Annotated in this window: 27 protein-coding genes and 1 riboswitch; of the genes, 18 read left to right on the top strand and 9 right to left on the bottom strand. The window is 67.8% G+C overall.

Annotated elements, in window-relative coordinates; all coding sequences use genetic code 11:
* The first annotated feature begins 69 nt into the window (after nt 1–69).
* The gene (locus tag K8P10_RS00695) at nt 70–420 is read left to right on the top strand and encodes a hypothetical protein (protein WP_224779889.1); all 351 of its coding nucleotides are present in this window, start codon (nt 70–72) and stop codon (nt 418–420) included.
* A 35-nt stretch (nt 421–455) separates the two neighbouring features.
* Nucleotides 456–761, top strand: coding sequence for a hypothetical protein (locus tag K8P10_RS00690; protein ID WP_224779888.1), 306 nt, complete (start codon nt 456–458; stop codon nt 759–761).
* Between the two features lie 23 nt (nt 762–784).
* On the opposite strand, the gene K8P10_RS00685 is transcribed toward K8P10_RS00690, so the two are convergent.
* The 3 genes from K8P10_RS00685 to K8P10_RS00675 form a co-directional block, all read right to left on the bottom strand.
* Nucleotides 785–1,042, bottom strand: a complete 258-nt coding sequence (locus K8P10_RS00685; protein WP_224779887.1) for a hypothetical protein — start codon at nt 1,040–1,042, stop codon at nt 785–787.
* Nucleotides 1,043–1,108: 66 nt separating this feature from the next.
* Complete coding sequence (locus tag K8P10_RS00680; RefSeq protein ID WP_224779886.1) at nt 1,109–1,384, bottom strand: Rho termination factor N-terminal domain-containing protein; 276 nt, start codon at nt 1,382–1,384, stop codon at nt 1,109–1,111.
* Between the two features lie 107 nt (nt 1,385–1,491).
* Nucleotides 1,492–2,718, bottom strand: coding sequence for a pyridoxal phosphate-dependent aminotransferase (locus tag K8P10_RS00675; RefSeq protein ID WP_224779885.1), 1,227 nt, complete (start codon nt 2,716–2,718; stop codon nt 1,492–1,494).
* A 202-nt stretch (nt 2,719–2,920) separates the two neighbouring features.
* On the opposite strand from K8P10_RS00675, the gene K8P10_RS00670 reads away from it, so the two are divergent.
* Nucleotides 2,921–3,829, top strand: coding sequence for a hypothetical protein (locus K8P10_RS00670; RefSeq protein ID WP_224779884.1), 909 nt, complete (start codon nt 2,921–2,923; stop codon nt 3,827–3,829).
* A gap of 18 nt (nt 3,830–3,847) precedes the next feature.
* Here the strand turns inward: K8P10_RS00670 and K8P10_RS00665 are convergent, their stop codons facing one another.
* Together K8P10_RS00665 and K8P10_RS00660 are read right to left on the bottom strand one after the other, a co-directional pair.
* A complete protein-coding gene (locus tag K8P10_RS00665) occupies nt 3,848–4,150 on the bottom strand; it encodes a thiamine-binding protein (RefSeq protein WP_224779883.1) in 303 nt (100 codons plus the stop codon).
* A gap of 71 nt (nt 4,151–4,221) precedes the next feature.
* The gene (locus tag K8P10_RS00660) at nt 4,222–5,703 is read right to left on the bottom strand and encodes a DHA2 family efflux MFS transporter permease subunit (RefSeq protein WP_224779882.1); all 1,482 of its coding nucleotides are present in this window, start codon (nt 5,701–5,703) and stop codon (nt 4,222–4,224) included.
* A gap of 182 nt (nt 5,704–5,885) precedes the next feature.
* Between K8P10_RS00660 and K8P10_RS00655 the strand changes: the two genes are divergently transcribed.
* The 3 genes from K8P10_RS00655 to K8P10_RS00645 all read left to right on the top strand — a co-directional run bounded on the left by K8P10_RS00655 (nt 5,886) and on the right by K8P10_RS00645 (nt 9,027).
* Nucleotides 5,886–6,740, top strand: a complete 855-nt coding sequence (locus tag K8P10_RS00655) for an exodeoxyribonuclease III (RefSeq protein WP_224779881.1) — start codon at nt 5,886–5,888, stop codon at nt 6,738–6,740.
* A 62-nt stretch (nt 6,741–6,802) separates the two neighbouring features.
* A complete protein-coding gene (trpS, locus tag K8P10_RS00650; RefSeq protein WP_224779880.1) occupies nt 6,803–7,813 on the top strand; it encodes a tryptophan--tRNA ligase in 1,011 nt (336 codons plus the stop codon).
* A gap of 233 nt (nt 7,814–8,046) precedes the next feature.
* Nucleotides 8,047–9,027, top strand: coding sequence for a hypothetical protein (locus tag K8P10_RS00645; protein ID WP_224779879.1), 981 nt, complete (start codon nt 8,047–8,049; stop codon nt 9,025–9,027).
* 122 nt (nt 9,028–9,149) lie between these two features.
* Here the strand turns inward: K8P10_RS00645 and K8P10_RS00640 are convergent, their stop codons facing one another.
* The 3 genes from K8P10_RS00640 to K8P10_RS00630 all read right to left on the bottom strand — a co-directional run bounded on the left by K8P10_RS00640 (nt 9,150) and on the right by K8P10_RS00630 (nt 13,022).
* Nucleotides 9,150–10,190: an alcohol dehydrogenase catalytic domain-containing protein gene (locus K8P10_RS00640; RefSeq protein ID WP_224779878.1), complete on the bottom strand. Its 1,041-nt coding sequence runs from the start codon at nt 10,188–10,190 to the stop codon at nt 9,150–9,152.
* An 81-nt stretch (nt 10,191–10,271) separates the two neighbouring features.
* Nucleotides 10,272–11,972 (bottom strand): BCCT family transporter, encoded by a 1,701-nt coding sequence (locus tag K8P10_RS00635; RefSeq protein ID WP_224779877.1) that lies wholly within the window; start codon nt 11,970–11,972, stop codon nt 10,272–10,274.
* A gap of 102 nt (nt 11,973–12,074) precedes the next feature.
* Nucleotides 12,075–13,022: a flavin reductase gene (locus tag K8P10_RS00630; RefSeq protein WP_224779876.1), complete on the bottom strand. Its 948-nt coding sequence runs from the start codon at nt 13,020–13,022 to the stop codon at nt 12,075–12,077.
* Nucleotides 13,023–13,138: 116 nt separating this feature from the next.
* Here K8P10_RS00630 and K8P10_RS00625 point away from each other — a divergent pair, with 116 nt between their 5' ends.
* From K8P10_RS00625 to K8P10_RS00570, 12 genes are all read left to right on the top strand, one after another.
* The gene (locus K8P10_RS00625) at nt 13,139–13,816 is read left to right on the top strand and encodes a GntR family transcriptional regulator (protein ID WP_224779875.1); all 678 of its coding nucleotides are present in this window, start codon (nt 13,139–13,141) and stop codon (nt 13,814–13,816) included.
* Nucleotides 13,813–14,469 carry an amino acid synthesis family protein gene (locus K8P10_RS00620; protein WP_224779874.1) on the top strand — a complete coding sequence of 219 codons (657 nt, stop codon included), beginning with the start codon at nt 13,813–13,815 and terminating at the stop codon, nt 14,467–14,469. The genes K8P10_RS00625 and K8P10_RS00620 overlap by 4 nt, the downstream gene beginning before the upstream one ends.
* Nucleotides 14,466–15,029, top strand: a complete 564-nt coding sequence (locus K8P10_RS00615; RefSeq protein WP_224779873.1) for an amino acid synthesis family protein — start codon at nt 14,466–14,468, stop codon at nt 15,027–15,029. Before K8P10_RS00620 ends, K8P10_RS00615 begins: the two co-directional genes overlap by 4 nt.
* 29 nt (nt 15,030–15,058) lie before the next feature.
* Nucleotides 15,059–15,817 carry an alpha/beta fold hydrolase gene (locus K8P10_RS00610; RefSeq protein WP_224779872.1) on the top strand — a complete coding sequence of 253 codons (759 nt, stop codon included), beginning with the start codon at nt 15,059–15,061 and terminating at the stop codon, nt 15,815–15,817.
* Nucleotides 15,814–17,298, top strand: a complete 1,485-nt coding sequence (locus K8P10_RS00605) for an aldehyde dehydrogenase (protein ID WP_224779871.1) — start codon at nt 15,814–15,816, stop codon at nt 17,296–17,298. Before K8P10_RS00610 ends, K8P10_RS00605 begins: the two co-directional genes overlap by 4 nt.
* A 6-nt stretch (nt 17,299–17,304) precedes the next feature.
* Entirely contained in the window at nt 17,305–17,520 is a 216-nt protein-coding gene (locus K8P10_RS00600) for a tautomerase family protein (protein WP_224779870.1), read from the top strand.
* A gap of 14 nt (nt 17,521–17,534) precedes the next feature.
* Nucleotides 17,535–18,581 carry an LLM class flavin-dependent oxidoreductase gene (locus K8P10_RS00595; RefSeq protein ID WP_224779869.1) on the top strand — a complete coding sequence of 349 codons (1,047 nt, stop codon included), beginning with the start codon at nt 17,535–17,537 and terminating at the stop codon, nt 18,579–18,581.
* Between the two features lie 78 nt (nt 18,582–18,659).
* Nucleotides 18,660–18,798: riboswitch (FMN riboswitch) on the top strand.
* A gap of 60 nt (nt 18,799–18,858) precedes the next feature.
* On the top strand, nt 18,859–20,139 hold the full coding sequence (locus tag K8P10_RS00590; protein WP_370631913.1) for a bifunctional diaminohydroxyphosphoribosylaminopyrimidine deaminase/5-amino-6-(5-phosphoribosylamino)uracil reductase RibD: 1,281 nt from the start codon (nt 18,859–18,861) through the stop codon (nt 20,137–20,139).
* Nucleotides 20,139–20,843 carry a riboflavin synthase gene (locus tag K8P10_RS00585; protein ID WP_224779867.1) on the top strand — a complete coding sequence of 235 codons (705 nt, stop codon included), beginning with the start codon at nt 20,139–20,141 and terminating at the stop codon, nt 20,841–20,843. Before K8P10_RS00590 ends, K8P10_RS00585 begins: the two co-directional genes overlap by 1 nt.
* A complete protein-coding gene (gene ribB, locus K8P10_RS00580; protein WP_224779866.1) occupies nt 20,840–22,210 on the top strand; it encodes a 3,4-dihydroxy-2-butanone-4-phosphate synthase in 1,371 nt (456 codons plus the stop codon). Before K8P10_RS00585 ends, ribB begins: the two co-directional genes overlap by 4 nt.
* Nucleotides 22,207–22,698 carry a 6,7-dimethyl-8-ribityllumazine synthase gene (gene ribH, locus K8P10_RS00575; protein ID WP_224779865.1) on the top strand — a complete coding sequence of 164 codons (492 nt, stop codon included), beginning with the start codon at nt 22,207–22,209 and terminating at the stop codon, nt 22,696–22,698. Before ribB ends, ribH begins: the two co-directional genes overlap by 4 nt.
* Before the next feature lie 64 nt (nt 22,699–22,762).
* Nucleotides 22,763–24,661: an ABC transporter ATP-binding protein gene (locus tag K8P10_RS00570; protein ID WP_224779864.1), complete on the top strand. Its 1,899-nt coding sequence runs from the start codon at nt 22,763–22,765 to the stop codon at nt 24,659–24,661.
* Here K8P10_RS00570 and K8P10_RS00565 read toward each other — a convergent pair.
* Nucleotides 24,651–25,757, bottom strand: a complete 1,107-nt coding sequence (locus tag K8P10_RS00565; RefSeq protein WP_224779863.1) for an acyltransferase family protein — start codon at nt 25,755–25,757, stop codon at nt 24,651–24,653. The two genes, K8P10_RS00570 and K8P10_RS00565, sit on opposite strands and share 11 nt — an antisense overlap.
* Between the last annotated feature and the right edge of the window lie 14 nt (nt 25,758–25,771).

Below are 25,771 nucleotides of genomic sequence, written 5' to 3'. Positions count from 1 at the left end.
GCAGGATCCCCGATTTCACCCGGCGCGCCCGCACATGCAGCGGCCGTTGGCTGTGGGATTCTTGTACCCATGGGTCACCTCATCTACGGCAGCGGCATAGAGTACGACATCGAAGACCGCACCCTCGCCCACGCCAAGGTCGCGATCGGCATGAAGCTCCGTCGCGGCGAGGCGTTCTTCGTCAGCTGGCCCAACCCGGTCTCCAAGGGCAGCGGACGCGTCTCGATCTGGCTCTCCCCGCACATTCCGCTGGTCTTCCGCTTCGCGGGGAGCCGCGTCCCTGAACTCAATCAGACCTGGGTTAACGTGCTGCACGACCTCTCGAACACGTCTCGCGGCCTCGTGCTGCTCACCGAGAAAGAGGCGGAAGCCTACGCTGCTCAGCGCGCCCAGGAGGGCGCGCAAACCCAGTTCGAGTAATCAACGACCGAGCCACCACAGAATCGAGGACGCGCGTGGGGAAGCTGCACTACGGACACGGACAGACATTCGCGTTCGACGATCGTACGCTCGCGCATCTGCGCTCCGTCATCGTCGTGAAGCTCACGCTCCAGGAGAGCGTCGTCTTCACCTGGGACGACGCCGGGCAGCGCCGGACCATCTGGTTGCACCCGTCGATTCCGGTAACCTTCGAGTTCGACTCGACGGATAACCAGGACATCAATCACCGCTGGCTCGAACAGCTCACCGGCCTCGCCAACGGACGCGGCGGACTCGTGCTCACGCCGGAACCGGCGGCAGACCCTCAAGACGACGCCTAACCCAGCCCGCGGGCTGCGAGCGATCAGCTCGGCGGATCGAAATTGACCGGTGTCGACGGGATGTGCTCGGCCGTCTGCGAGACGGACACGTCCTCACCCATCACCGAGCCACCGGCCCGCCGGTCTCCACCAGCATCACCGTCGTCGACTGCGGATTCCGCCGTTGCCGGACCCTGGGGGGTCGCGCCGCCCTCGTCGGCCCAGTCAGCCCCGGTCTCATCCGACCGTGCCGGGTCACTCGTCGCATCGGGATCTCGACGATCCCCATCATGCTCGATCATGAGGTTCCTCCTTGTTTCTTCAGGTGCTCTTCCGACCGCGCGGGCTCGGTAACGATCCCTCAGGGATCAGTGCTCGCGCAGCAGCTCGATGAGCTCGTCTTTCCGCAGATCCGAGTATCCGCTGAGTCCGAGCTCCTTGGCACGCTCGCGCAGCTCGGGGACGGTGCGATCCTCGTAATCCTCGGCCGCACCCCCGCGCTTGCCGACGCTCCCTCGGCCGTCACGCGCTGCGGCGTTGGCGATCCTCGCCGCCTTCTCCTCGGACGCCCCCTCATCGGTCAGACGCTCGTAGAGTTCGGGGTCCTTGATGGACGGATTCTGCTTCGCTGATTGCTTCGCCACGACATCACCTCCGGACCCCCAAAGTAACGAGATCCTCGGCGACGAGAACACCCCTCGACAGGTGCCCCGAACCCCGATAGTCTTTCTGCTTTCGCGGAGACGGACCCTCAGTCTTCGCGGATCGACGCCAGGTATTCGCCGATGCGCCCGATCGCCTCGGTCAGCACCGGCACCGCAGGCAGGGTCACGAACCGCAGGTGATCAGGGGTCGGCAAGTTGAAGCCGCGCCCGTTCGTCACGAGCACGTGCGTCGCCCTGAGGAGGTCGATCACGAATGCCTGATCGTCGGCGATCGGGTACCGCTGCGGGTCGAGACGCGGGAACAGATACATCGCCCCTCCGGGCATTGCGCAGTCGACACCCGGAATCTGCGTGAGCAACCGGTGCGCCGCGTCTCGCTGCTCGCGCAAACGGCCACCGGGTGCGCACAGCTCGGCGATCGAACTCCCGCCCGCTTCTCCGCCGAGCGCGACGGGGATCGCGTACTGCGCCGGCACATTCGAGCACATGCGCATGTTCGCGAGCAGAGTAAGACCCTCCAGGAAGTCGCGCGCACGATCCCGGTCTCCGCTCACCGTGACCCAGCCCGCGCGGTAGCCCGCAACCCGCTGCGCCTTCGAGAGCCCGCTGAACGTGAGGCAGAGCGTGTCGGAGACGTGGAGCGCGGCGTGTTCGTGCACCGCGCCGTCGTACAGGATCTGCTCGTAGATCTCGTCGGCCATGAGCACGAGGCCATGACGCTCCGCCAGCGCAGCGAACCCGCGCACCAGCTCGGCCGAGTACACGGCCCCCGTCGGGTTGTTCGGGTTGATCAGCACGATCCCCTTCGTGCGATCGGTGACGAGACGCTCGATCGCCTCGAGATCAGGCATCCAGCCGTTCGACTCGTCGCACGGATAGTGCACAGCGTGCCCGCCGGACAGCGTCACCTGCGCCGTCCACAGCGGATAGTCGGGCGACGGTACGAGCACCTCGTCGCCGCTGTCCACCAGCGCCTGCAGCACCAGCGAGATCATCTCGCTCACGCCGTTGCCGATGAACACGTCGTCCTCGGTCACGTCGGCGACGCCCTCGTCACGGTAGAACTGGGCAACCGCCTGCCGCGCCGCGGGGATTCCGCGCGAATCGCTGTAGCCCTGCGCCGTGGGCAGCACCTGGCGCAGTTCGTCGACGATCTCGGGCGGCGCCTCGAACCCGAAGGGCTCGGGGTTGCCGATGTTCAGTTTCAGGATCTCGTGACCGTCACGCTCGAGACGCTGCGCCTCCTGCAGGATCGGACCGCGCACGTCGTAGCGCACCCCGCTGAGCTTGCGTGACTGAGTAATCGGACGCATGCACTGATTCTGGCACTCCCTGGTCGACTCGCCCAAACGCCTGGTCCGCCATGGGCGATGGACCTCGAGCGTCGCAGACACGGGTGTCGATGTCCGATGGCAGCCGCTCTTTCCCGCCACACCGTCCATTCAGCAGGCAGCAGAGACGGTGGACCGCCGTAAGCTGAAAGACAGTGACATCGGCAACTACCGGGGAGACAGCATGCGAAGCGTCTGGGAGCGCGCAGGGATGGTGGCGTTGGCCATCGCGTTGACGGCGAGCGCAGTTGGGTGCGCGAGCCTCAGCCCGTCCGTCGATGACGACGCCGAAGCCGCCCCGGCTCAGACCTCGTCCGCGGAGCAGCTCCTCGAAGGCGGGTGCAAGACGGTGAACTCCGAGTGGGGATTCGCCTTAGAACCCTGGGCGGCACTCGAAGCCGACACCCAGAGCCAGGATTTCGCGCAGAAGCAGACGGAGCACCAAGCCGTGATCTCTGCCTTGCAGGACATTGCTGACCGTGTCGAGGCCCCCGAGCTGCGAACAGCTCTGGACGCATCGATCAGTGCGCATCAGCAGTACGCCGACACCATCTGGCCCGGCTTGAACGAGGTTCCGGAAGGGTACGCGGTCGATCTCGAGGATCCCACGAACCTCTTGGTCATTCTGGGGGAGCAGCGAACCGCATTTGAGCAGCAGATGTCAGATGCAGATGTGCAGCGGTACGATCTGTGCGGTCCGATGCAGAGCGGCCAGACCGCCGCGCAGGCGTGCGAGATAGCCAACGGGGACTGGGTCGACGGGGGCGAGGTGTTCAGCGACGCCGCCAACCTCGCGGCCGACGGCGACGTGGCCGCGGCGCAGCGTCAGGCAGCCGACGGACTGGCGCAGCTCAAAGCCGCCCTGGTACAGGTGACCGACCCCGAGGCCCATACGGAGATGGCGCGCATGTACGACGCGTACGAGACATACTCCGAGGACGTGGTCGCGACGTTGCTCACGGAGGAGCAGGCGCTCGAGCTTTCCCCTGAAAAGCTTGATGCGTATATCGCTCAGGCCGACGCGGACTTCACCGTTTGGGACGAGGCGCTGACTGCAGGTGAGGAGCGCCTGTCCGCCTACTGCAGCAGGTGACGTCAGCCACCCCGGACGCTACGTTTCCAGGGCCGATTCCATGCGCTCGAGCTTGCCGTCCAGCTCACCGGTGTATCCGGGGCGGATGTCGGCCTTCATCACCAGCGAGATGCGGGACCCGAACGGCGCCACCGCCTCCGTCGCGCGCTTCACCACGTCGAATACCTCGTCCCACTCCCCCTCGACGGTCGTGAACATGGCGTCAGTGCGGTTGGGCAGCCCGGAATCGCGGACCACCTGCACGGCAGCGGCGACGGCGTCGTGCACGGAGCCGTCCGCCCGGCCCGTTCCAGACGGGGCGACGGAGAATGCGAGCAGCATAGGGAATCCCTTCGGGTCACGGACGGTCTTGCCACCAGAGTACGGGCAGCCCGACCACCCGGACGAGATCGTTACTTCGCGGCGACCGCCACCGACTCGGTGCGCGTCTGCGCGGGGCGCGGGGCGAAGCAGAGCGTGAGCAGCAGACCCACGACGATGGCGGAGACCGGCAGGATCAGCGACTGGGCCATCGCGATCCCGAACCCCTCGCGGAGCGCCTCGGGAAGCTGCCCGGCAGCTTCCCCTGGCCCGCCGGCGCCGGCGCCGAGCTGCGCCGTGATGCGCCCCTCCATGAGCGCCGCTACTCCAGCGGCGCCCAAGACAGCGCCCACCTGACGGCCAGTGTTGTACACCCCTGATCCGGCCCCGGCCAGCGATCGGTCGAGGCTGAACGTCGTGATCGACGCGAGCGGCCCCCACATGAACGCGTTGCCGAACCCGAGTACGGCGCTCGGCACGAGCATCCAGAGCACCGGGACCTGCACCCACATCATCGCCCCGTAGCCGACGAGACCGATCGCCATGAGCGCGAGCCCGACGGTCGAGACGCGGCGCGCATCGTGAGCGTCGATGTAACGGCCGACGGGGCGAGCCATCGCCACTGACACGACCGCCATCGGCACGAGCATGAGCGCGGCGCGGGTCGGGGTGAGGCCGTCCACCAGCTGGAAGTAGAACATGATCGGCAGTCCGAGCGCCGTCACCGTCGCGCCCACCGTCACGATCGTCGCCGAACCGACCGAGAAGTTGCGGTTGCGGAACAGGGAGAGCGGCATCAACGGCTCACCCCGCTGCACCCGCTGCCACAGGACGAACAGCGCCAGGAAGACGGCACCCGCAGCGATCAGCATCCACACCGTGATGGGCCCCCAGATGCGACCCCAGTCGAAGGCCTCGCCCTCCTGGATCCCGAACACCACCAGAAACATGCCGACTGCGCTGAGCAGCACACCGAGCAGATCGAAGCGGTGCGCGCTCGTCTCGAGCTTCGGCACATACTTCAGTGCGAGCACGAACGCGACGACACCGACCGGCACGTTGATGAAGAAGATCCACTCCCACCCGAACCCGTCGAGCAGGAAGCCGCCGAGGATCGGGCCGACGAGCGTCGCCACCCCGGCAGTGACGCCCCACACCGCCATGGCGGAACCGCGCTCGCGCGGGCCGAAGATCCGGGTGATGACCGCCATCGTCTGGGGGGTCATGAGCGCGGCACCGAGCCCCTGGAACACGCGCGCGACGATCAACGTCGTGATGTCGCCAGCCAGCCCGCAGGCGAGCGAGGACACCGTGAAGACCGTGAGACCGATGAGGTAGACCCTCCGCTGGCCGAAGCGATCGCCGAGCCGCCCCGTGATCAGCAGCGGAACCGCGTACGCAAGCAGGTACGCGCTCGTCGCCCACAGCGTCGCCGTCAGCGAAGCGCCGAGTCCGCTCATGATCGAGGGGTTCGCGACGGACACGATCGTGGTGTCCACCAGGATCATGAAGAACCCGATCACCATCGCCCAGAGTGCGGCCCACGGCCTGATGGGAGCGCTGTTCACAGACATCGACGACCTCTCTCATTCGGGGCGCCCGCGCGCCCCGTGACCCGACCGGCGCGTCGGGACCCAGACAGCATACGCCCGGCCACTGACGTTTCGACGCGGCGCCGAGAACGGACCCTTCAGCCACCTCGGCACCGTCGGCCGCCGCCCCGCGGATGTCGGTGGTGCGAAGTAGACTGGTGGTCATGGCTGAATCCCTGCGCGTCGCATCCGTGAACGTCAACGGCATCCGTGCCGCGTACCGCAAGGGCATGGCCGACTGGCTCGCCTCGCGCGACGTCGACGTGCTCGCGCTCCAGGAGGTCCGCGCCGACGACTCCCACGTCGAGGAGCTGCTGGGCGACGACTGGCACATCCTCCACGTCCCGTCGCTCGCCAAGGGGCGCGCAGGCGTCGCGATCGCGAGCCGTGTCGCCCCGCTCGCGCACCGAGTGGGTCTCGGCGCGGACGACGCGCAGGATCGCATCCAGTCGGCGGGCCGCTGGCTCGAGGCCGACTTCGCGTTCGGCGACGACACCATCACCGTCGTCAGCAACTACACGCACTCCGGTGAGGCTGATACGCCCAAGCAGGAGGCGAAGTGGGCCTTCCTCGAGGCGATGACCGAGCGCATGCGCGAGCTCTCGCACTCCTCCCATGTCGCCATCGTCGGCGACTTCAACGTCGGCCACCGCGAGCTCGACATCAAGAACTGGCGAGGCAACCGCAAGAAGAGCGGCTTCCTGCCCGGCGAGCGCGCCTACTTCGATCGCTTCTTCGGCCCCCGCGGCGAAACGGTGCAGGGCGTCGACGAGTCAGAGGGCGAAGGGCTCGGCTGGGTCGACGTCGGTCGCACCTGGGCCGGCGAGGTCGAGGGCCCCTACACCTGGTGGTCGAACCGGGGGCAGGCCTTCGACAACGACACCGGCTGGCGCATCGACTACCACGTCGTCACCCCGGCGCTCGCCGAGCGCGTCGTCGACTACCGGGTCGACCGCTACCCCTCATACGACGCACGCTGGTCCGACCACGCGCCAGTCGTCGTCGACTACCGCATCTGAGCGGTGCTGCGCCGGAACGGCGCGATCCTGATCTCTCATCTGCCCCGAACCAAGGAACCACTGTGAGCACCACCGGCAAGCCCGTCATCTTCTCCGGCATGCAGCCCTCCAGCGACTCGCTGCACCTCGGCAACTACATCGGCGCCCTCTCGCAGTGGACGCGCATGCAGGAGGACTACGACGCCTACTTCTGCGTCGTGAACCTGCACGCGATCACGGTGCCGCAGGATCCGGCAGCACTCGCCGAGCGCACCCGCCGCACCGCTGCCCAGTACATCGCCGCCGGCATCGACCCCGCCAAGTCGACGCTGTTCGTGCAGTCGCACGTGCCCGCGCACGCCGAGCTCGCCTGGGTGCTGAACACCCTCACCGGCTTCGGCGAGGCGAGCCGCATGACCCAGTTCAAGGACAAGTCGCAGCGGTACGGGTCAGACGCCAGCTCGGTCGGCCTCTTCACCTACCCCGTACTCATGGCCGCCGACATTCTGCTCTACCAGACCGATGTCGTCCCCGTCGGCGAGGACCAGCGGCAGCACATCGAGCTCACCCGCGATCTCGCGATCCGCTTCAACTCGCGCTTCGGCGACACGTTCGTGGTGCCCGAAGCGCAGATCCAGAAAGGCACCGCGAAGATCTACGACCTGCAGGACCCGACGTCGAAGATGTCGAAGTCCGCAGACAGTGAAGCCGGGCTCATCAAGGTGCTGGACCCCGCCAACGTCACGAAGAAGAAGATCATGCGGGCGGTCACCGACGCGGGCGACACGATCCGCTTCGACCGCGAGGAGAAGCCCGGGGTGTCGAACCTCCTCACCATCCACTCGGTGCTCACCGGCCGGTCCGTGGACGACCTCGAAGAGGAGTACACGGGCCAGCTCTACGGGCACCTCAAGAAGGGGCTCGCCGAGATCGTCGAGTCGACGTTCGCCCCCGTGCGCACTCGTACCGAGGAACTGCTCGCCGACCCCGCGGAGCTCGACCGCCTCCTCGCGGGCGCGGCGGATCGCGCGAACGAGGTGGCGTCCGCGACGCTCGACCGAGTGTACGACGCCGTCGGGCTGCTGCGCCGGTAGGGCGCACACGGTCCGGGGTGCGGCGTTGCGCGCCCCGGACCGGGGCCGGGGCCGCCGTTCGGTGTACGGTCTCGCATGCTATTCGTGGCTCATTCCATGCGCAACGCGCCACCGAATAGACGTCAACGAGCGATGCGGCGAGCGCACTGCTCGCGGCACGTGAGCGACAGCGAGTTATTCACAACCCTGCGCGAAAGCCGGCGCTTCGACAGGGACTCGATCAGACTGAAGCCATGTCGCGCCGGCCCGCACCGCTTCCGCCCTCGCTCGGGAGCGTCTTCACGACGGCCGAAGCCCTGGCGGCGGGAGTGGGACGGGGTCGCCTGCAGGGAACCGATCTCGAGCGACTCATCAGAGGGGTGTATCGGATCAGGCCGTTCCCCCACCGTATCCAGGAGGAACACCCCTCGGCGGCATGGAGACGACGCCAGTGGGAGCGCATCAACCTGCTCGTGTCATCCCTGCCGCACCACACCTTCTTCTCCGGCACCACAGCGGCCGTGATCTGGGGAGCCCCCGTGCCGCCCGCGACCACCGACGATCTCGAAGTGGGGGCCTTCGCGCCTCGTCGTCCACCGCGCAAACTCGGCATACACGGCACCACCTACCGAGAACACCTCGTGACGGTGACGATTCACCGCGGGCTTCGGGTCGTGACCCCGGCCTCACTGTGGTGCACTCTCGGTCCACGCCTCAGCCGGGACGAACGGGTGGCGCTCGGCGACTCGCTCATCCATGAAGCGCGAGTCCCCGGCACCCGTCGACTCGAAGCTCCGGCGCTCACAACCGTGACCGAGTTTGCCGCCACCATGAGTCGCGGTCGCCGCCCCGGAATCGTTGCACTCCGGGAAGCACTCCCGCTGCTCTCAACACAAAGCGCCTCGCCTCCCGAGACGCATCTGCGGCTCCGCTGCCGAGAATGGGGCCTCCCGCGCCCCGAACTCGACTTCGATGTGAGGAACGCACACGGTCGTCTGCTCGGGGCGTCGGAGCTCGCATTTCCCAAGTTCCGGGTCGCCCTTGAATACGAGGGGGACCACCACCGCACCAGCGTCCGCCAATGGAATCGAGACATCGAGAAGCAGCAGGCATACGCCGCAGCAGGCTGGACGATGATCCGCGTCACGGCCCGCATGCTCTACCGCGAACCGGACCGACTTCGAGCGGCCGTCGCCACCGCACTCCGAGCACGAGGCTGGAGTCATCCGGGCTAGGTTCGGCGGGCCACGGCGGACACCGGCCGATCAGTGGAGGATTCCGCACGCAATTCATGGGACATAACCTGCGAAACCCTCCACTGAAGCGGGCGGGCCGTGCCCGCTCGGTCAGAGTCGGCTTACGGCACCAGCACGGCGCGGCCCTGCACGCGCCCGTGGTGCAGGTCGTCGAAGGCCTGCAGGGCGTCGTCGAGCGGATAGCGCACGACCTCCACGCCGATCTTCCCCGCACGGGCGAGTGCGATCGCCTGCCGCATGTCGGAGCGCGTGCCCCCGTAGGCGCGCTCGATGTTGACGCCCCACGGCAGCGGAGTGCCGCTGCCTGCCACGTACTCGAACGCACCGTTGCCGAGCCCGACGAAGCGGATCGCGCCGCCACCGGCGACGACGGCGAGCGCGAGGTCGACGGTCGGCTGCACTCCGACGAAGTCGAAGACCACATCCGCGCCGCGGCCGCCGGTCTCGGAGAGGATCCGCTCAGCGGCGGAGCCGTCGCTCTGCAGGGCGAGGTCTGCCCCGTGAGACTCTGCGTACTTCAGCTTCTCCGCGTCGGTGTCGAGGGCGATGATCCGCGCGCCCGTCGTGGCGGCGAGGATCTGCAGCGCCATGTGTCCGAGCCCGCCGAGTCCGATGGTGACGACGGTCGCGTCGCCGACGAGGCGGTCGCGGACGGTGTTGATCGCGTGGATGGGCGTGAGTGCAGCGTCGGCGAGGGGCGCAGCGTCGACGGGGTCGAGGTCGCCGAGCGGATCGAGGTGGTGCGCCTTCACGGCGATGTAGTCGGCCATGCCGCCGGGCGATCCGATGCCGGGCGAGAGGGGGGCGAGTGCATCGCGGGGGTACGCCACCTCGCACTGGTTATCGCGCCCGGCAAGGCACTCGCGGCACTGCCCGCACGCGAGGATGAGCGCGACGAGTGCGCTGTCGCCGGCTTTCCAGCCGGTGACATCGTCGCCGATCTGCTCGACGGTGCCGGCGACCTCGTGGCCGAGGGTGCTGCCGATGAGCGGGTTGTCGTCGCCCATGCCGATGATGGCGATGTCCGAGTGGCAGAGACCTGCACCGCCGACGCGGAGCAGTACCTCGTCCGGCTGGATCTCGGGCTTCGGCTTCTCCTGCAGCTCAACGGTGTCGTTCTTCACGTAGGTCACTGCGCGCATGAGATCTCCTGTCTCAGTCGGCTCCGACGGTGGGCGTCGGAGCGGTCGTACAGGGCGTCGGATCGGCGTCCTCCCTCCAGGCTACTCCCGTGAGGAGCGACCATCGGACCGATCGGGATGGACGTTGAGGGCTCGACGCATCTCGTCTCGGGTGACGGGGCGTGTGCCCGCGAATCTCGCATCGTTGCGCAGTTCTTTGACGAGCGAGACGCCGAGGAGGGACACGATCACGGTGAACGGGATCGCGGAGAGGATCGCGGCCTGCTGGAGCGCCTGGAGCCCTCCGACGATGAGCAGCACGATCGCGCACACGCCGGTGAGCACCCCCCAGATGCCGAGCACGGTCTTCGTGGGTTTCAACGTGCCGCGGGACGTGAGGGAGCTGAGTACGAAGGTATTCGAATCTGCGCCGGTGACGAAGTACAGCACGACCATGATCACAGTAAGGATTGAGGTGATCGTCGAGAGCGGCAGTTCGGCGAGCAGCGCGAAGAAGGTGACGTTGGTATCCGCGAGGGTTGCTTCTCCGATACCGGTGCCTCCGAACATCTCGAGGTGTATCGCAGTTCCGCCGAAGATGGTGAACCACAGGGAGAAGACGATGGTGGGCACGCCCAGGACGACCGCCACGAACTCTCGGATGGTCCTGCCCTTGGAGATCGCGGCGAGGAAGATGCCGACGAAGGCGCCCCAGCTCAGCCACCACGCCATCATGAAGTAGGTCCACCACTGCATCCACTGCAGATCTTCCGGCGATCCGGGCGTCAGGAGGGCTACCATCGGGAACTCACCGATGAACTGTCCGAATGACCGGAAGTAGAGGTTGCTGATGAAGCTCGTCGGCCCGATGACGAGCACATAGACGCCGAGGAGTGCCGCGCCGATCATGGTGATCTGACTGACCCACTTGATGCCGCGTCCGATTCCGGAGAGCGCTGAGAGCGTGAAGATGACGGTCACGCCCGCGATGATGACGATTTGCACGAAGAGGTCGGTGGAGATGCCCGTCAACCGGTTCATCCCTTCGGCGATCTGCGATGCTCCGAGACCGAGGGAGGTGGTGGTTCCGAAGAGCGTGGCGAGCACGGTGAAGATGTCGATGGCTTTACCCGCCCACCCGTCCATGCTCCTCCCCAGCACGGGTCGCAGCATGGGAGAGATCAATCCGGAATTGTGCCGTCGGTGGGTGGAGTAAGCGATCGCGAGTCCGAAGACTCCGAAGAGCGCCCACGCGTTCGGTCCCCAGTCGAAGTAGGAGAACTGCATCGCGGTGACCGCGGCGTCGATCGTCTCGGGCTCGGCGAGACCGTGCGGGGGGACCATGAAGTGCGTCATCGGTTCGGCTGCACCGTAGCTGATGAGCCCGATGCCCATGACCGCTCCGAGAATCATGGCGATCCACGCCCACCGGGAGTACTCGGGTCGGTCGTGATCCTCGCCGAGGCGGATACGCCCGTAACGGCTGAAGCCGAGGAACAGCATCAGGATGATGCACGCGCCCGTCACCACGAGATATGCCCAGCCGATGTTCTGCGCCGCCCAGTTCGAGGCCTCGGTCATGACGCCACCGAGCCGCTCCGGCGCTACAGCAGCCCAGACGACGAAGGCGATGATCAACGCGACAGAGACGAGGAACACGACCCCTGGCCGCCCCCGCTTCCGGTCCGCCTCTCGCACCGCGAAGGACGATGTCGCGAAATCCGTTTCGCTCTGTCTGGTGCCGATCGCGATCGAAGGATCGGCACCGGGCTCAGATTCTGGCTGGCGTCCGTCTACTTGCATGGCGTACACGTCCTTGTGTCGGGGTGGCTGCCCGGATGGACAGCCGCATGGGGAGGTTGAGCTGGTTCGGCATCGGCTACCGGACCGGGGTGGTGAGCGAGCTCAGAGCTCGTTGAGCTGTGCGCCGTCGAAGAAGCGGCCGGCCTTGTAGACCATGGGCTCGACGTCGGAGAGTTCGGCGTGCGTCACCTTCGCGATGAACACGGTGTGGGTTTTGGCCTGGAACCGCTCCTTGATCTCTGCCTCGATGGAAGCTGCGGATCCGTCGATGAGCGGACTCCCCGACGGGCCGGCGTGCCAGTCGAGATCGGCGAACTTGTCAGCTCCCTTCGACGCGAAGACACCGACGGTGCCGCGCTGCGCGTTGCTCATGATGTTGATACCGAGGTGCGTCGACTTGAAGAGCGATGCGTAGGTGCTCGTCGTCTTCTGCACGCAGACGAGCACGAGCGGCGGGTCGAGCGATACCGATGCGTACGAGTTGGCGGCGAGCCCCCTGGGCTTCCCCTCCGCGTCGATGGTGGTGACGACGGTCACGCCGGTGATGAACTGCCGGTTGAAACCTTTGAGGGCTTCGAGCGAGGGCACGCCGCTCATATCGTCGACCACGGAGTCATCGGCTTCGAAGGCGGATCTGAGCGACGGCACCCCGAGATCGCGGAGCAGCTCGCTCTGATCCCAGGTCACCTCTTCGCGCGCGATCTTGCCGTCGCGGAACTGGACGAGATTGGAACCCCGGGTTTCAACCCGAGTACCGCTCGCGGGCACGCCCTGAAGATCGTTCGTGAAGGTACCGGTGGTACTCCAGAAGATCGCAGCGGAATCACCGGCCTCGTCGATGACCAGGCTGTCGACAGTGGTGACGAGGTCGGGAAAGGCTTCGCGTACCTCACTGATCTCACGCTTGAGCGCCTCGGCGTCGGTCACCCGCTTCGAACTCGTGCTCACGCGCTGATAATCCCGATGCAGGATCGTGTCGAAGGCGTCGAGCTCGCCCCGGTCCCACGCGGCTTCCCACGCGCCAATCACGGCTTCCTTGATCTGATGCATACATGGAATGCTAACAGCGATCCGGAAATCGTCAAGAAATCATCGGGAAACACTCAGAACACTGGAAACTAACGAGAATTCTTGACCCGCTCATGAATGCAAGATACGGTTGATGTATGCAAGAAGGCACGATTCTGGATCGACTCCGCGACATGGTCGTCAGCGGATCGGCACCCCCCGGTGAACTCCTCGGCGAGATCGCGCTCGCCCAGGAGTTCGAGGTCAGCCGCACCCCGGTGCGCGAAGCACTCAAGCAGCTGGAGCGCGAGGGCCTCGTCGAGGTGCGCCCGCGCGTCGGCACGTTCGTGCGTAAACCAACCGAGCGGGAGATCCTCGAGCTGTTCCAGCTCAAGGAGTCCCTGGAGGGTCTCGCCGCCGGTCTCCTCGCCCAGCGGGGTGAGGTCGTCGAACTCCGCGCACTCAGGCAGAACGTCGCCGACGAACGCTCCGTCGTCGAGGCGGGTGACGCCCGCGCCTACGCCACACTCGTGCACGAGTTCCACCACACACTCGTGACCGGCGCCGATAACCGCAAACTCGCCGAGCACTATGAATTGCTGATGAATCAGCTGGCCTATCACCGGATCGTCACGCAAACGCTCGCGTTGCCCGGCCGTCTCGGCGAATCGCTCAGCGAGCACGGCAAGATCCTCGCGGCGATCGAGTCGAAAGACGCTCTCGCCGCAGAGTTCGCCACCCGCAATCACGTCGCGCACTCGCGGCAGGCGGCCACGCTGGCCCGTCTCCGCGAGGACGACGGCGATACAGCCTCAGCGACAGGAGCTCTGGCATGACCCAGCCCCACGCCACCACCGATCTCACTGCCCGCTCCACCCTGCACGACTACGCCGATGTCGCAGACGCCTGCGGACTCCGCCGCGTCGTCACCCAGGTCGAGGAGGCGCCGGGCCCTCACGGCTCGTCCACGCGGCGCGCCGCAGCCATCGCCGTGATCCGAAACCCCTGGATCGGCACCGATACAGACCACGACCTCGCTGCAGAGGGCGAGCGGATCGCGGCCCTGCTCGCGAAGCTGCTCACCGACCGCCTTCTTGCCGCCCTCGGAGGTGCGGCGGCGGTGCAGGCGTTCGGCAAGGCAGCGCTCGTCGGTAACCACGGCGAGCTCGAGCACGCGGCCGCGCTGATCCACACCCCCTACTTCGGCAACCTGGTCAGGGAAGCCCTCGCGGGCACGTCGATCCTCTGCTTCACGGACGGCCGGGCCGAACCAGGCGAACTGCTCCGCGTCCCGCTCTGGCACAAGACCGCGGCTGCGACGCGGGATTACTACCAAACCCTTGAGGTTGCGCTGCCCGATGCACCGCACGCCGACGAGATCGTCGTGATCGCCGCGGCCTCGACCGGCCCGCGCCCCCACGCGCGCATCGGCGATCGCGCAACCGACCGCCCCATCACCTCGGAGATCCTGAAGGAGATCGCACTGTGAGCACCGCTGAACTGACCCCCCGCAAGATCTTCACCATCGTCGAGGAGACCGTCCTCGAGGGCGGGCGTCCCGTCGACCCGGTCGCCCGGGTCGCCATCGTCGGCACCGTCTTCCCGAATCCGTGGGCCGGCCAGGGCTTCGTCGAGGATCTACTCCCCGGCATCAACTCGGTCGCCTCGGACCTCGGCGCACTGCTCGCCCCCCGCGTGATGGAGGCACTCGACGCGCCGCTCGAGGCGTACGGCAAGGCTGCGATCGTCGGCTTGAACGGCGAGGTCGAGCACGGCTCGGGCATCATCCACAATCTGCGCTTCGGCGACCACTTCCGGAACGCAGCGAACGCCACGACGCTGCTGCCCGCCGTCGAGAAGCGCGGCCCCGCCGGGATCGCCTTCGACATCCCACTGAAGCACTTCACGGACATGAAGATCCGCTCGCACCACCAGACTGTTGAGGTGCGCGTCGCCGATGCGCCGCATGCCGACGAGATCCTCATCGCGCTGGCGGGTGCCAACCGGGGCAGGCCGCAACAGCGCCTCGCCGAGCTCGGCCAGGACTGACCGCACCGGACCGGACGGGCGAGATTTCAATGGTGCACTCCGCTCAAATGCCGATCGTGCTGCTGCACGGTGTCGGCCTCGACAGCTCGATGTGGGCACCCCTCGTCGAAGTGCTTGAGGCCGACGGCCACCGCTGCATTGCGCTCGACCTGCCGGGCCACGGCGCACAGCCGCCGCTGCGCGAGGCGCAGACGCTGGCCTCGCTCGCGGACGATGTACTTGCGCGGCTCGACGGGGATCGCGTGCACCTCGTCGGGTTCTCGCTCGGAGCGCTCATCGCCCAGCACATCGCGCGCTACGCTCCCGATCGCGTCGCGACCCTGACGAGTGTGAATTCGGTGTGTCGGCGCACTCCTGGGGAGGCGGCGAAGGTCGAAGCGAGACTCGAAACTGCCGGTGACGACTTCGCGGAGGGCGTCGAGGCGTCGATCGAGCGCTGGTACCCCGCAGCATCGACGACGGTGCCGCGGGAGCTCGTCGAGCGCACGCGGGAGACGCTGCTCGGCAACGACATCGAGTCCTACCTGCACGCCTACACCGTCTTCGTGCGCGGGGACCGCGAGATCGGACCCGAGCTCGGCGCCATCGCCGCCCCCGCGCTCGCCATCACCGGGGAGCTCGACCCCGGCTCAACCCCCGAAATGTCGCATCGGCTCGCCGAGGCGATCCCGGACTGCGGGCTGACCATCGTTCCGGGGGCGCGGCACATGATGCCCGTCGAGGACACCCCGGCGCTCGCACACGCCATCACCGCATTCATCGCAGCATCGGAAGGAACGTCACTATGACTGAACGACTGCAGCACTTCATCGGCGGCGAATACGTCGCCCCCGCTGACGGCGGGTACTTCGAGAGCACGAACCCCGCGACGCTTGCCGTGCTCTACGATGCGGCCCGCGGCACCGCGGCCGATGTGGACCGCGCCGTCGCCGCAGCGCGCACCGCGCACGAGTCCCAGGCCTGGTCCGGTCTCACCGCGACGAAGCGCGGCCATCTGCTGCGACGCCTCGCCGACCTCATCGGCGAGCACGCGGACGAGCTCGCCATGCTCGAGAGCCTCGACAACGGCAAGCTGCTGCGCGAGATGCGCGGCCAGATGGCGACGCTACCCGAGTATTACTACTACTACGCGGGTCTCGCGGACAAGGTGCAGGGGTCGCAGATTCCGGCATCGAACCTCGCGATTCTGAATTACACGCAGCGCGAGCCACTCGGCGTTGTCGGGGCAATCACGCCGTGGAACTCACCGCTCACGCTCACCACCTCGAAGATCGCCCCGGCCCTCGCGGCGGGCAACACCGTCGTCATCAAGCCGAGCGAGTACACGTCACGGACGGTGCTGCGGCTCGCCGAGCTCGCGACCGAGGCGGGATTCCCCGCCGGCGTCGTCAACGTGGTTACAGGGCTCGGCGTCGAGGCGGGCGCCCCCCTTGTCAGCCACCCCGATCTCGCGAAGATCTCATTCACCGGTTCGACGGCCACGGGCTCGCGCATCGCGTCAGAGGCAGCCGCGCGGTTCATCGGCTGCACTCTCGAGCTCGGGGGCAAGAGCCCGAACATCGTCTTCGACGACGCCGATGTATCGAACGCCGCAATGGGCGTCATCGCCGGCATCTACGCGGCGGGCGGGCAGACCTGCATCGCCGGCAGCCGCGTCTTCGCCCACAAGGCCGTGTACGACGAGCTGCTCGAGCGCGTCACCGAGCGCGCGCAGTCGATCAGGATCGGAGACCCCCTCGCCGACGAGACCGAGCTGGGCCCCCTCGCCTTCTCCGACCAGCTCAGCAAGGTCGACTCGTACGTGCAGTTGGGCGCCTCGGAGGGCGCGCGCATCCACGCGGGCGGCGGACGCCCCGAGGGTCTCGAGCTGCCAGGCTACTTCTACTCCCCCACGGTGCTCACCGACGTGAACAACGACATGCGGGTCGTGCGCGAGGAGATCTTCGGTCCGGTCGCGGCGATCATGCCGTTCGAGCACGAGGACGAGCTCGTGGCGCTCGCGAACGACACCCAGTACGGGCTCGCGGCCGGCGTGTGGACGCAGAATCTCGCGCGTGCACACCGTATGGCCCGCCGCCTCGATGCGGGCACGATCTGGGTGAACACGTACCGCGCGATGTCGCCGATGTCGCCCAGGCAGGGCTTCAAGAGCTCGGGCGTCGGCATCGAGCACGGTATCGAGTCGATGCAGGAGTACACACGGCTCAAGAGCGTGTGGATCAACACCGACGAGGGCCCCGTCGCCGACCCATTCGTGATGCGGGGCTGATCCGCCATGCCCCTCATCGACGTGTCGATCGCCCGCGGACGCTCGCCCGAGCAGCTGCGCGCCTTCATCGATGCCGTGCACCGCGCGGCAGAGGAGACCGTGGACGCGGCTCCGGAGAACATCACCGTGATCGTGCGCGAGGTCGAACCCGCGCTCTGGTCGCGGACCAATCAGACCGTCGCCGAGCGCGCAGCAGCGCAGGCGGCACCCGAGCAGCAGTAGAACAGGAGCACGCGATGCGCTTTTCACTCTTCATCCACATGGAGCGGTACGACGATTCGATCCCTCACGAGCAGCACTGGGAGAACCTCGTCGAGCTGGCGCTCCTCGCCGAGGCCGGCGGGTTCAGCACCATCTGGATCGGTGAGCACCACTCCATGGAGTACACCGTGTCGCCGAACCCGATGCCGCAGCTCGCGTACCTCGCTGCGAAGACGTCGACGATCCGGCTGGGTGCCGGCACCATCATCGCCCCGTTCTGGAATCCGATCCGCACGGCGGGCGAGGTCGCCCTGCTCGACGTGATCAGCGGCGGCCGGGCGGAGCTCGGCGTCGCCCGAGGCGCGTACCAGTTCGAGTTCGACCGTCTCGCCGACGGCATGCCGGCGACCGACGGCGGCAAGGCGATGAACGAGATCGTCGCCACCGTGAACCACCTCTGGGACGGCGACTACGCGCACGACGGCGAGGTGTACCGCTTCCCGACCTCGACGAGCGTGCCGAAGCCGGTGCAGAAGAACCCGCCGGTGTGGGTCGCGGCTCGGAGCCCCGAGTCGCACGACTTCGCCGTCGCCCACGGCGCGAACGTCATGGTGACCCCGCTCATGAAGGGCGACGAGGAGGTCGAGGACCTGGTCCGGAAGTACGAGACCGCGATCGAGAATCACCCCGAAATCGAGAGCCGCCCCGACATCATGGTGCTGCGTCACACCTACGTGCACAGCCAGGAGGAGCCCGAGGGCTGGCGTCCAGCGGCCGAGGGCATCAACACGTTCTACCGGACGTTCGCCGCCTGGGCGTTCGAGAAGAAGACCCCCGAGAACGGCTTCCTCGCACCGTCCGATCCCGCGAACTTCGCCGAGCGCCCCGAGTTCGCCCCTGAGGCACTGCACCGGACGGCAATGATCGGCACGCCTGAGGAGGTCATCGAGCGATTGCACCACTACCAGGAGCTCGGTGTGACGGAGTACAGCTTCTGGAGCGACAACAGTCTTCCCCACGAGCTGAAGAAGCGCTCGCTCGAACTGTTCATCGCCGAGGTCATGCCGGCGTTTTCGCGATGAGCGCAGCAACGCGCGTGCGCGTGCGCGTCATCCGGAGCAATCCGACGCGCGCATTGCGGGCGTGCGGGGTACAGTAGAGGGGTGTTCCGGGGTCGGTGAGAATCCGAACCGGCGGTGACAGTCCGCGACCCTCGCTCCCGCGAGGTTGAACCGGTGGAATTCCGGTACCGACGGTGATGAGCGTCTGACGCTCTAGTCCGGATGAGAGGAACGCGAGCGACGCCGCCGAGGTGTCGCGAGCGACCCGGAACTGCGATGGGCAGGAACCACGGACCGGATGTTGCAGCGAAGTGATCTCGAGGACGCAATGCGTCGTGCCCTGACGTTGGCGCGCCGCGGTCCGGCGGAGAACGCGAACCCGCAGGTGGGGTGCGTGATCCTCGACGGCGAGGGGCGCATCGTCGCCGAGGGGTGGCACCGGGGGCTCGGCACCGCGCACGCGGAGGTCGACGCGCTGGCGCATCTGCCGCAGGAGTGGCGGGAGCGCGCCGGTGAGCTCACGGCGGTCGTGACGCTCGAGCCGTGCAATCACACGGGGCACACCGGCCCGTGCGCCGAGGCGCTCGTCTCGATCGGGATCGGCGCGGTCGCGTACGCGGTCGCCGATCCGGGGCGCGAGTCCGCAGGTGGCGCTGCGACGCTGCGGGAGGCCGGGGTCCAGGTGCTGGGCGGCGTGCTCGAGCGCGAGGCGCGGGCGCAGATCTCGCACTGGTTGAACGGCGCGGCGACCGGATCGCACGACGCCGCGCACGGGACGTCGACGCGGGTCGGAACCGCCACGGGCTCGGTGCCGACAACGCGTACCGGTGCGGTGCAGGCGGCGGGGCCGTCTGCGGCGTCGGTCGCGGCATCCGCGGCTGCCCGCGCCGGCGGGGCGCGACCGCGGCGTCCCCGGGTGATCGCGAAGTGGGCGCAGACCCTCGACGGTCGTGCCGCGGCGGCGAACGGGACGAGCAAGTGGATCACCGGCCCAGAGGCTCGCGCTGACGTGCATCGGCGGCGCGCCGCCGCCGATGCGATCCTGATCGGTACCGGCACCCTGATCGCCGATGACCCCGAGCTCACGGCGCGCACGCCCGACGGGCAGCTGCTCGTGCCAGCTGAGCGTCAGCCGATCCCCGTGGTCGTGGGCAACCGCGAGATTCCGGCGGACGCGAAGGTGCGCCAGCACCCCGCGCTCGCGGCCCATGAGATCTCGGAGCCGATCCAGCTGCCTGGCGTCGACATCGAAGCGGAGCTCTCGGCACTCGCCAGGTACCGCATCTACACCGTCTTCGTCGAGGGCGGCCCGAAGATCATCAACGGCATGATCGCAGCGGGTCTCGTCGACGAGCTGCTGGTGTATGTCGCCCCCGCACTGCTCGGCGGGCCCAAGGTCTCGCTCGGCAACCTCGGCATCACCGACATCTCGGAGATCCGGCGGCTGCAGGTGCTCGAAACACTGCCGCTCGGCGCCGATCTGTTGCTCCGGGCGCGTTGGAGCCAGCGGGTTTCCGGCCGCGAGGAGATCGCCGAATCGTTTCCCGAAGCGCTGGCGCGCAGGGAGGAGATCAACTGATGTTCACTGGACTGATCGAGGAGACCGGAGAGATCACGGCGATCGACGCCGGTGACGACTCGCTGCGACTGACCGTCGCGGGCCCCGTCGTCACGAGCGACGCATCGCACGGCGACTCCATCTCCGTGGACGGCGTGTGCCTGACGGTCGTCGCGCAAGACGCGACGGCGGACGGCAGGAGCACCTTCACGGCCGACGTGATGCGCCAGACGCTGCAGATGTCGACGCTCGGCGCGCTCGCGCCGGGCGCGCGCGTGAACCTCGAGCGCGCGGCGCGCGCCGACAGCCGCCTGGGCGGGCACATCGTCCAGGGGCACGTCGACGGCACCGCTGAGCTCATCTCCGTCACGCCGGGCGACGCCTGGCGTGTGCTGCGCTTCTCCCTCGACGACGCGCTCTCGCCGCTCGTCGTCAGCAAGGGATCGATCACGCTTTCCGGAGTCTCGCTGACGGTCTCGAACGTCTCCGACCCCGCCCTGCGCGCACCTGAGGCGTGGTTCGAGGTGTCGCTCATTCCCGAGACGCTCGCCGCGACGACGCTCGGCGACCTGGAACCGGGCGACCGGGTCAACGTCGAGACCGATATCGTCGCCAGGCACCTGCTCCGGGTGCGCGCCTATCTCGCAGCGGAGCCGGCAGCACCCACCGAACCGACCGAGCCTCACCCCGACTTCCGCCCCGTTCTGAGGAGCCCCCGCTCATGACCGCACCCGCTTCAGGCATCGCCGCGATCCCCGCTGCGCTCGACGCGCTGCGCGCCGGCCGGCCCGTGATCGTCGCCGACAACGAGGACCGCGAGAACGAGGGGGACGTCATTCTGTCCGCCGAACTCGCGACGCCCGAGTGGGTGGCGTGGACGGTGCGGCACTCCTCCGGGCTGCTGTGCGCGCCCATGACGAACGAGATCGCCGACCAGATCGATCTGCCGATGATGGTGGAGCGCAACGAGGACGTGCGGAGCACCGCGTACACCGTGACGGTCGACGCGGCATCCGGCGTCACCACGGGCATCAGCGCGAGCGACCGGGCTACGACGCTGCGCACGCTCGCGAACCCGACCGCGGTACCCGGCGATGTGAACCGTCCGGGGCACATCCTCCCGCTCCGCGCGGTCGACGGCGGGGTGCGGGCACGCGACGGCCACACTGAGGCCGCGGTCGAGCTGATGCAGCTGGCGGGTCTGCGGCCGGTCGCCGCGATCGCCGAGATCGTCGCGGAGGACGGCGAGATGATGCGGCTGCCCGAGCTCATCGAGCTCGGTGCGCGCGAGGAGATCCCGGTGATCACCATCGCGCAGCTCATCGCGTACCTGTCCGAGCAGGATCCTGACGGGGCTCCCGCGGGAAGCGACGCCGAGACCAATCCGCACCGTCGCGTGAGCCTGCGGGCCGAGACCCGCCTGCCGACCGAGCACGGCGAGTTCTGGGCGAGCGCGTACCGGGATCGGCGGCTCGGGGTGGATCACGTAGCACTCAGCGCCCCGGTGCCAGAGGGCGTGCCCGACGCCGATCCGCTCGTGCGCGTCCACTCGGAGTGCATCACCGGCGAGGCCTTCGACTCCCTCAAGTGCGAGTGCGGTCCGCAGTTGCGCGCATCACTGGATCTCGTGCACGATCGGGGCGGCGTCGTCGTCTACCTGCGCGGCCAGGAGGGGCGCGGCATCGGCCTCGCGAACAAGCTCCGCGCGTATCAGTTGCAGGATCAGGGCCTCGACACCCTCGACTCGAACCTGAAGCTCGGCCTGCCGGCCGACGCCAGGGACTACACGGCGGCGGCCGAGATCCTCGCGGAGCTCGGCATCGAACGCGTCCGGCTGCTCACCAACAACCCCGACAAGGTGGCGCAGCTCGAGGCGCACGGGGTCGTCGTGACTGAGCGAGTCCCCCTCATCGTGGGCGTGACCGAGGTCAACCTCGGCTACATGGAGACGAAGCGCGATCGCATGGGGCACACGCTGCCAGGCGATGTCGCGCACGCCGAGGACGCGTCGCTCCGCGCCGACGAGCAGGACGCCACCGACCAGGACACCGATCGCGCAGCAGCGCACACCGACGACAGGAGCACCTCATGAGCGGCGCAGGAGCCCCCAATCTCACCGTGGACGCGACGGGACTCACCGTCGCCGTCATCGCCGGCAGCTGGCATGAGGAGGTCATCGACCCCATGCTGACCGACGCTGTCGCCGTGATCGAGCAGGCGGGCGCGACGGCGCAGACGTTCCGGGTGGCGGGATCGTTCGAGCTGCCGCTCGCGGCGCAGGCCGCGCTGCAGGGCTCGTTCGACGCCGTGGTCTGCCTCGGGGTCATCATCCGCGGCGGCACTCCGCACTTCGACTACGTCTGCAACTCCGTCACCGACGGGCTGACCCGCGTGCAGCTCGACAGCGGCAAGCCCGTCGGCTTCGGCGTGCTCACGACCGACGACGAGCAGCAGGCGCTCGATCGTTCCGGCCGACCGGGAGCACCCGAGGCGAAGGGACGCGAAGCGGCAGAGGCGGCACTGCATCTGGCGGTTCAGACGCGCGGCATCCGCGAGGCGGGACCTGCCGCCACCGCGTGAGCTCGACGCGCAATCCGTGGCGTACGCAGCCGCACATCAGATGTGGGGGGCTACGCTGGAGGGTGTGGCTGACGTGACCCCAGACGACCGACCCCGCGGCCCCCGAGCGTCGCTGAAGGAGCTGCTCCCCTACCTGTTCGAGCAGCGCGGCGCCCTCGCGCTCGCCCTCGGACTCGGGGTGATCGGTGCCGCGACATCGCTCGTCCAGCCGGTGCTGCTCGGCCAGGTGATCGCGAACGTCGAGGCTGGCCGTGCGCTCGCCGGCCTGCTGTGGATCCTCACCGCGATCATCATCGTTGATGCCGTGCTCGCCGGGCTGCAGCACTACGTGCTGCAGCGCATGGGCGAGGGCGTGGTGCTCACCAGTCGGCGCCGTCTGATCGCGAAGGTGCTGCACCTGCCCATCTCGCAGTTCGATCGCCGACGTACGGGCGATCTCGTCTCGCGCATCGGCAGCGATACGACGCTCCTGCGCGCGGTCCTCACTCAGGGATTCGTCGAGGCGATGAGCGGTGTGCTCGTCTTCGTCGGCGCTCTCGTCGGCATGCTCATCATCGACCCGATGCTGTTCGGGATCACCTTCGGCGTCGTCGTGGTCGCGCTCATCGTGGTGGTGCTCGTGTCGGCGCGGATCCGGCCGGCAGTCGCGCGGGCGCAGGAGAAGGTCGGCGACCTCGCGGCGCAGGTGGATCGGTCGATCACGTCGATCCGCACCATTCGCGCTGCAGGAGCGGCACTGCGTGAGCAGGAGTCGACGGAGCGGGACGCGACCGAGGCGTATGTGCTCGGGCTCAAAGTGGCGCGCATCTCCGCCGTCATCGTGCCGATCTCGTTCCTCGCGATGCAGGTGTCCTTCCTGCTGGTGCTCGGCCTCGGCGGGTACCGCGTCGCGATCGGGGCGATCGAGATCTCGCAGCTCGTCACGTTCATCATCTTCCTGTTCCTGATGGTCATGCCGCTGGGGCAGGCGATCGGCGCCATCTCGGCGGTGAATCAGGCGCTCGGCGCCCTCGGGCGGATCCAGGAGATCGCGAATCTGCCCACCGAGACCGCCCGTGATCTCGAGCTCTCCCCCGCCGGGCGCATCGTTCCGCTCGCCGAGGCGACCGACGAGTCCGCGGCGGCGATCCGATTCGACGACGTCCACTTCACCTATCGCTCCGCGGCACCCGATCGCGCCGACGCGCGGTCGCTCGTGAACACGAGCAAGCGCGGCGGACAGCGCGACGCCGAGGCAGCCGCACCCGAGATCGTCGAGACACCCGTTCTCCACGGGGTGACGTTCACGGTGCCGCGCGGGTCGCGCGTCGCGCTCGTCGGCCCCTCCGGCGCCGGCAAGTCGACGATTCTCGGCCTCATCGAGCGGTTCTACGACCCCGACGACGGGGCGGTCTTTCTGTACGGGGCAGACCTCCGCACCCTGGACCGTGGCGAACTGCGATCGCAGCTCGGCTACGTCGAGCAGGACGCCCCTGTACTGGCGGGCACGATCCGCGACAACCTGCGTCTGGGCGCCCCTGACGCGACCGATGCGGCGTGCGAACGCGTGCTGCGCGCCGTGAACCTGCACGACCTCGTCACCCGTTCCGCGGCGAACGCCCGCGCCGAATCGGGGCTCGACGTGCAGGTCGGCGAGCACGGCATCATGCTCTCGGGCGGCGAGAAGCAGCGGCTGGCCATCGCGCGAGCGCTCCTCACGGCTCCGCCGATCCTGCTGCTCGACGAATCGACCGCCAGCCTCGACGGCGTCAATGAGCGGTTGATGCGCGACGCCCTCGACTCGGTCGCGACCGGGCGAACCCTTGTCGTGATCGCGCATCGCCTCTCGACCGTCGTCGATTCCGACGTCATCGTCGTGCTCGACGAGGGACGCGTCGTGGGAGTCGGGTCACATCACGAGCTGGTCGAGACGGTGCCGCTCTACCGGGAGCTCGCCCAGCACCAGCTGCTCGTCAGCGAGTGAAGAGCCAGTCGATCCTGGGCGTCGTGAGCGGGCGGAACAAGCGCGCGATCGTTCGCGTGGAGAAGACGATCGCGATGACGACGCTGATGGCGACGAGGATCGCAAGTCCCCAGATGCCCCACTCTCCGAGCGCGTCGACCACTCCGAATTTGCGCAGCGCCCACACCACCGGAGCGTGCAGCAGATAGACGGTCAGCGTCTGCGCGCCCCAGGCGGTCATACGTGAAGTACCGCGCGGTGTGACGATGAGCAGGGCGAGCGTCAATCCCGCGGCGATCATCAGCAGCGCCAATCTTATGACCATGCCGCTTGCGATCATCGTTCCGAGGTCCTCGGGAACGAAGCCGAACGGGGCCGCATTGGCGAAGAGTTCGCCGTAGTGGTCCTTCCAGAGCGTCCACGCCCGCACATCCCACTGGTTCCGGAGATCCGGCAGAGCGAAGAAGGCCACGACGACCGCCGCGATGCCGGCCCACGCCATCGCGCGCACTCGCATCGTCGGGCGCGCAAGCCAAGGCTGCTCGCTCCACCCCCGTTCGCGAAGCTGCCATCCGAGCACGAAGAACGGCAGCAGGCAGAGCGTGCGCGAGGCTGAGAACTCCGCGCCGATCGTCGGGCTGACGCCCGCGAGCAGAGCGATCACCACGGAAGTGGTCAGCGGATACCGCAGGCGGGCGATATAGGGGAAGATGATCCGCATCGTCGCGAGCGAGACGAGGAACCAGAGCGTCCAGGCCTGCGAGATGAGCAACCCTTGGCCCGGTCCTTCTCCATCTCCGAAGAGGTTGAGCACGAACCAGATCCCCTCCCATACCAACCAGGTCGCGAGGAGCTGCGCCGTGGAGATGACGGCTTTCGTGGTCACCTCAGGTTTCGCGAACACTCCGGAGAGCAGGATCATGGCGGGCATGTGGAAGAGATAGATCCCGGCGTAGACGCCGTAGACGGCCGCGCCGTCATCACGGGCCGTGCCGATCAGGTGCCCGATCACCACGAGGACGATCAGCAGAAACCTCGCGTTGTCCCAGAGCGCGATCCGGGACCCTCCCCGGGGCTTCTGGGGTGCACTGTCGTTGTACGTCGTCTCGGCCGCCACGGCACCAGCATAAG

The sequence above is a fragment of the Leucobacter sp. Psy1 genome, from assembly GCF_020096995.1.
GTDB lineage: Bacteria > Actinomycetota > Actinomycetes > Actinomycetales > Microbacteriaceae > Leucobacter.
Note: the sequence above shows the minus strand (reverse complement) of the source record. Positions and strands in the feature narration are given on the sequence as shown.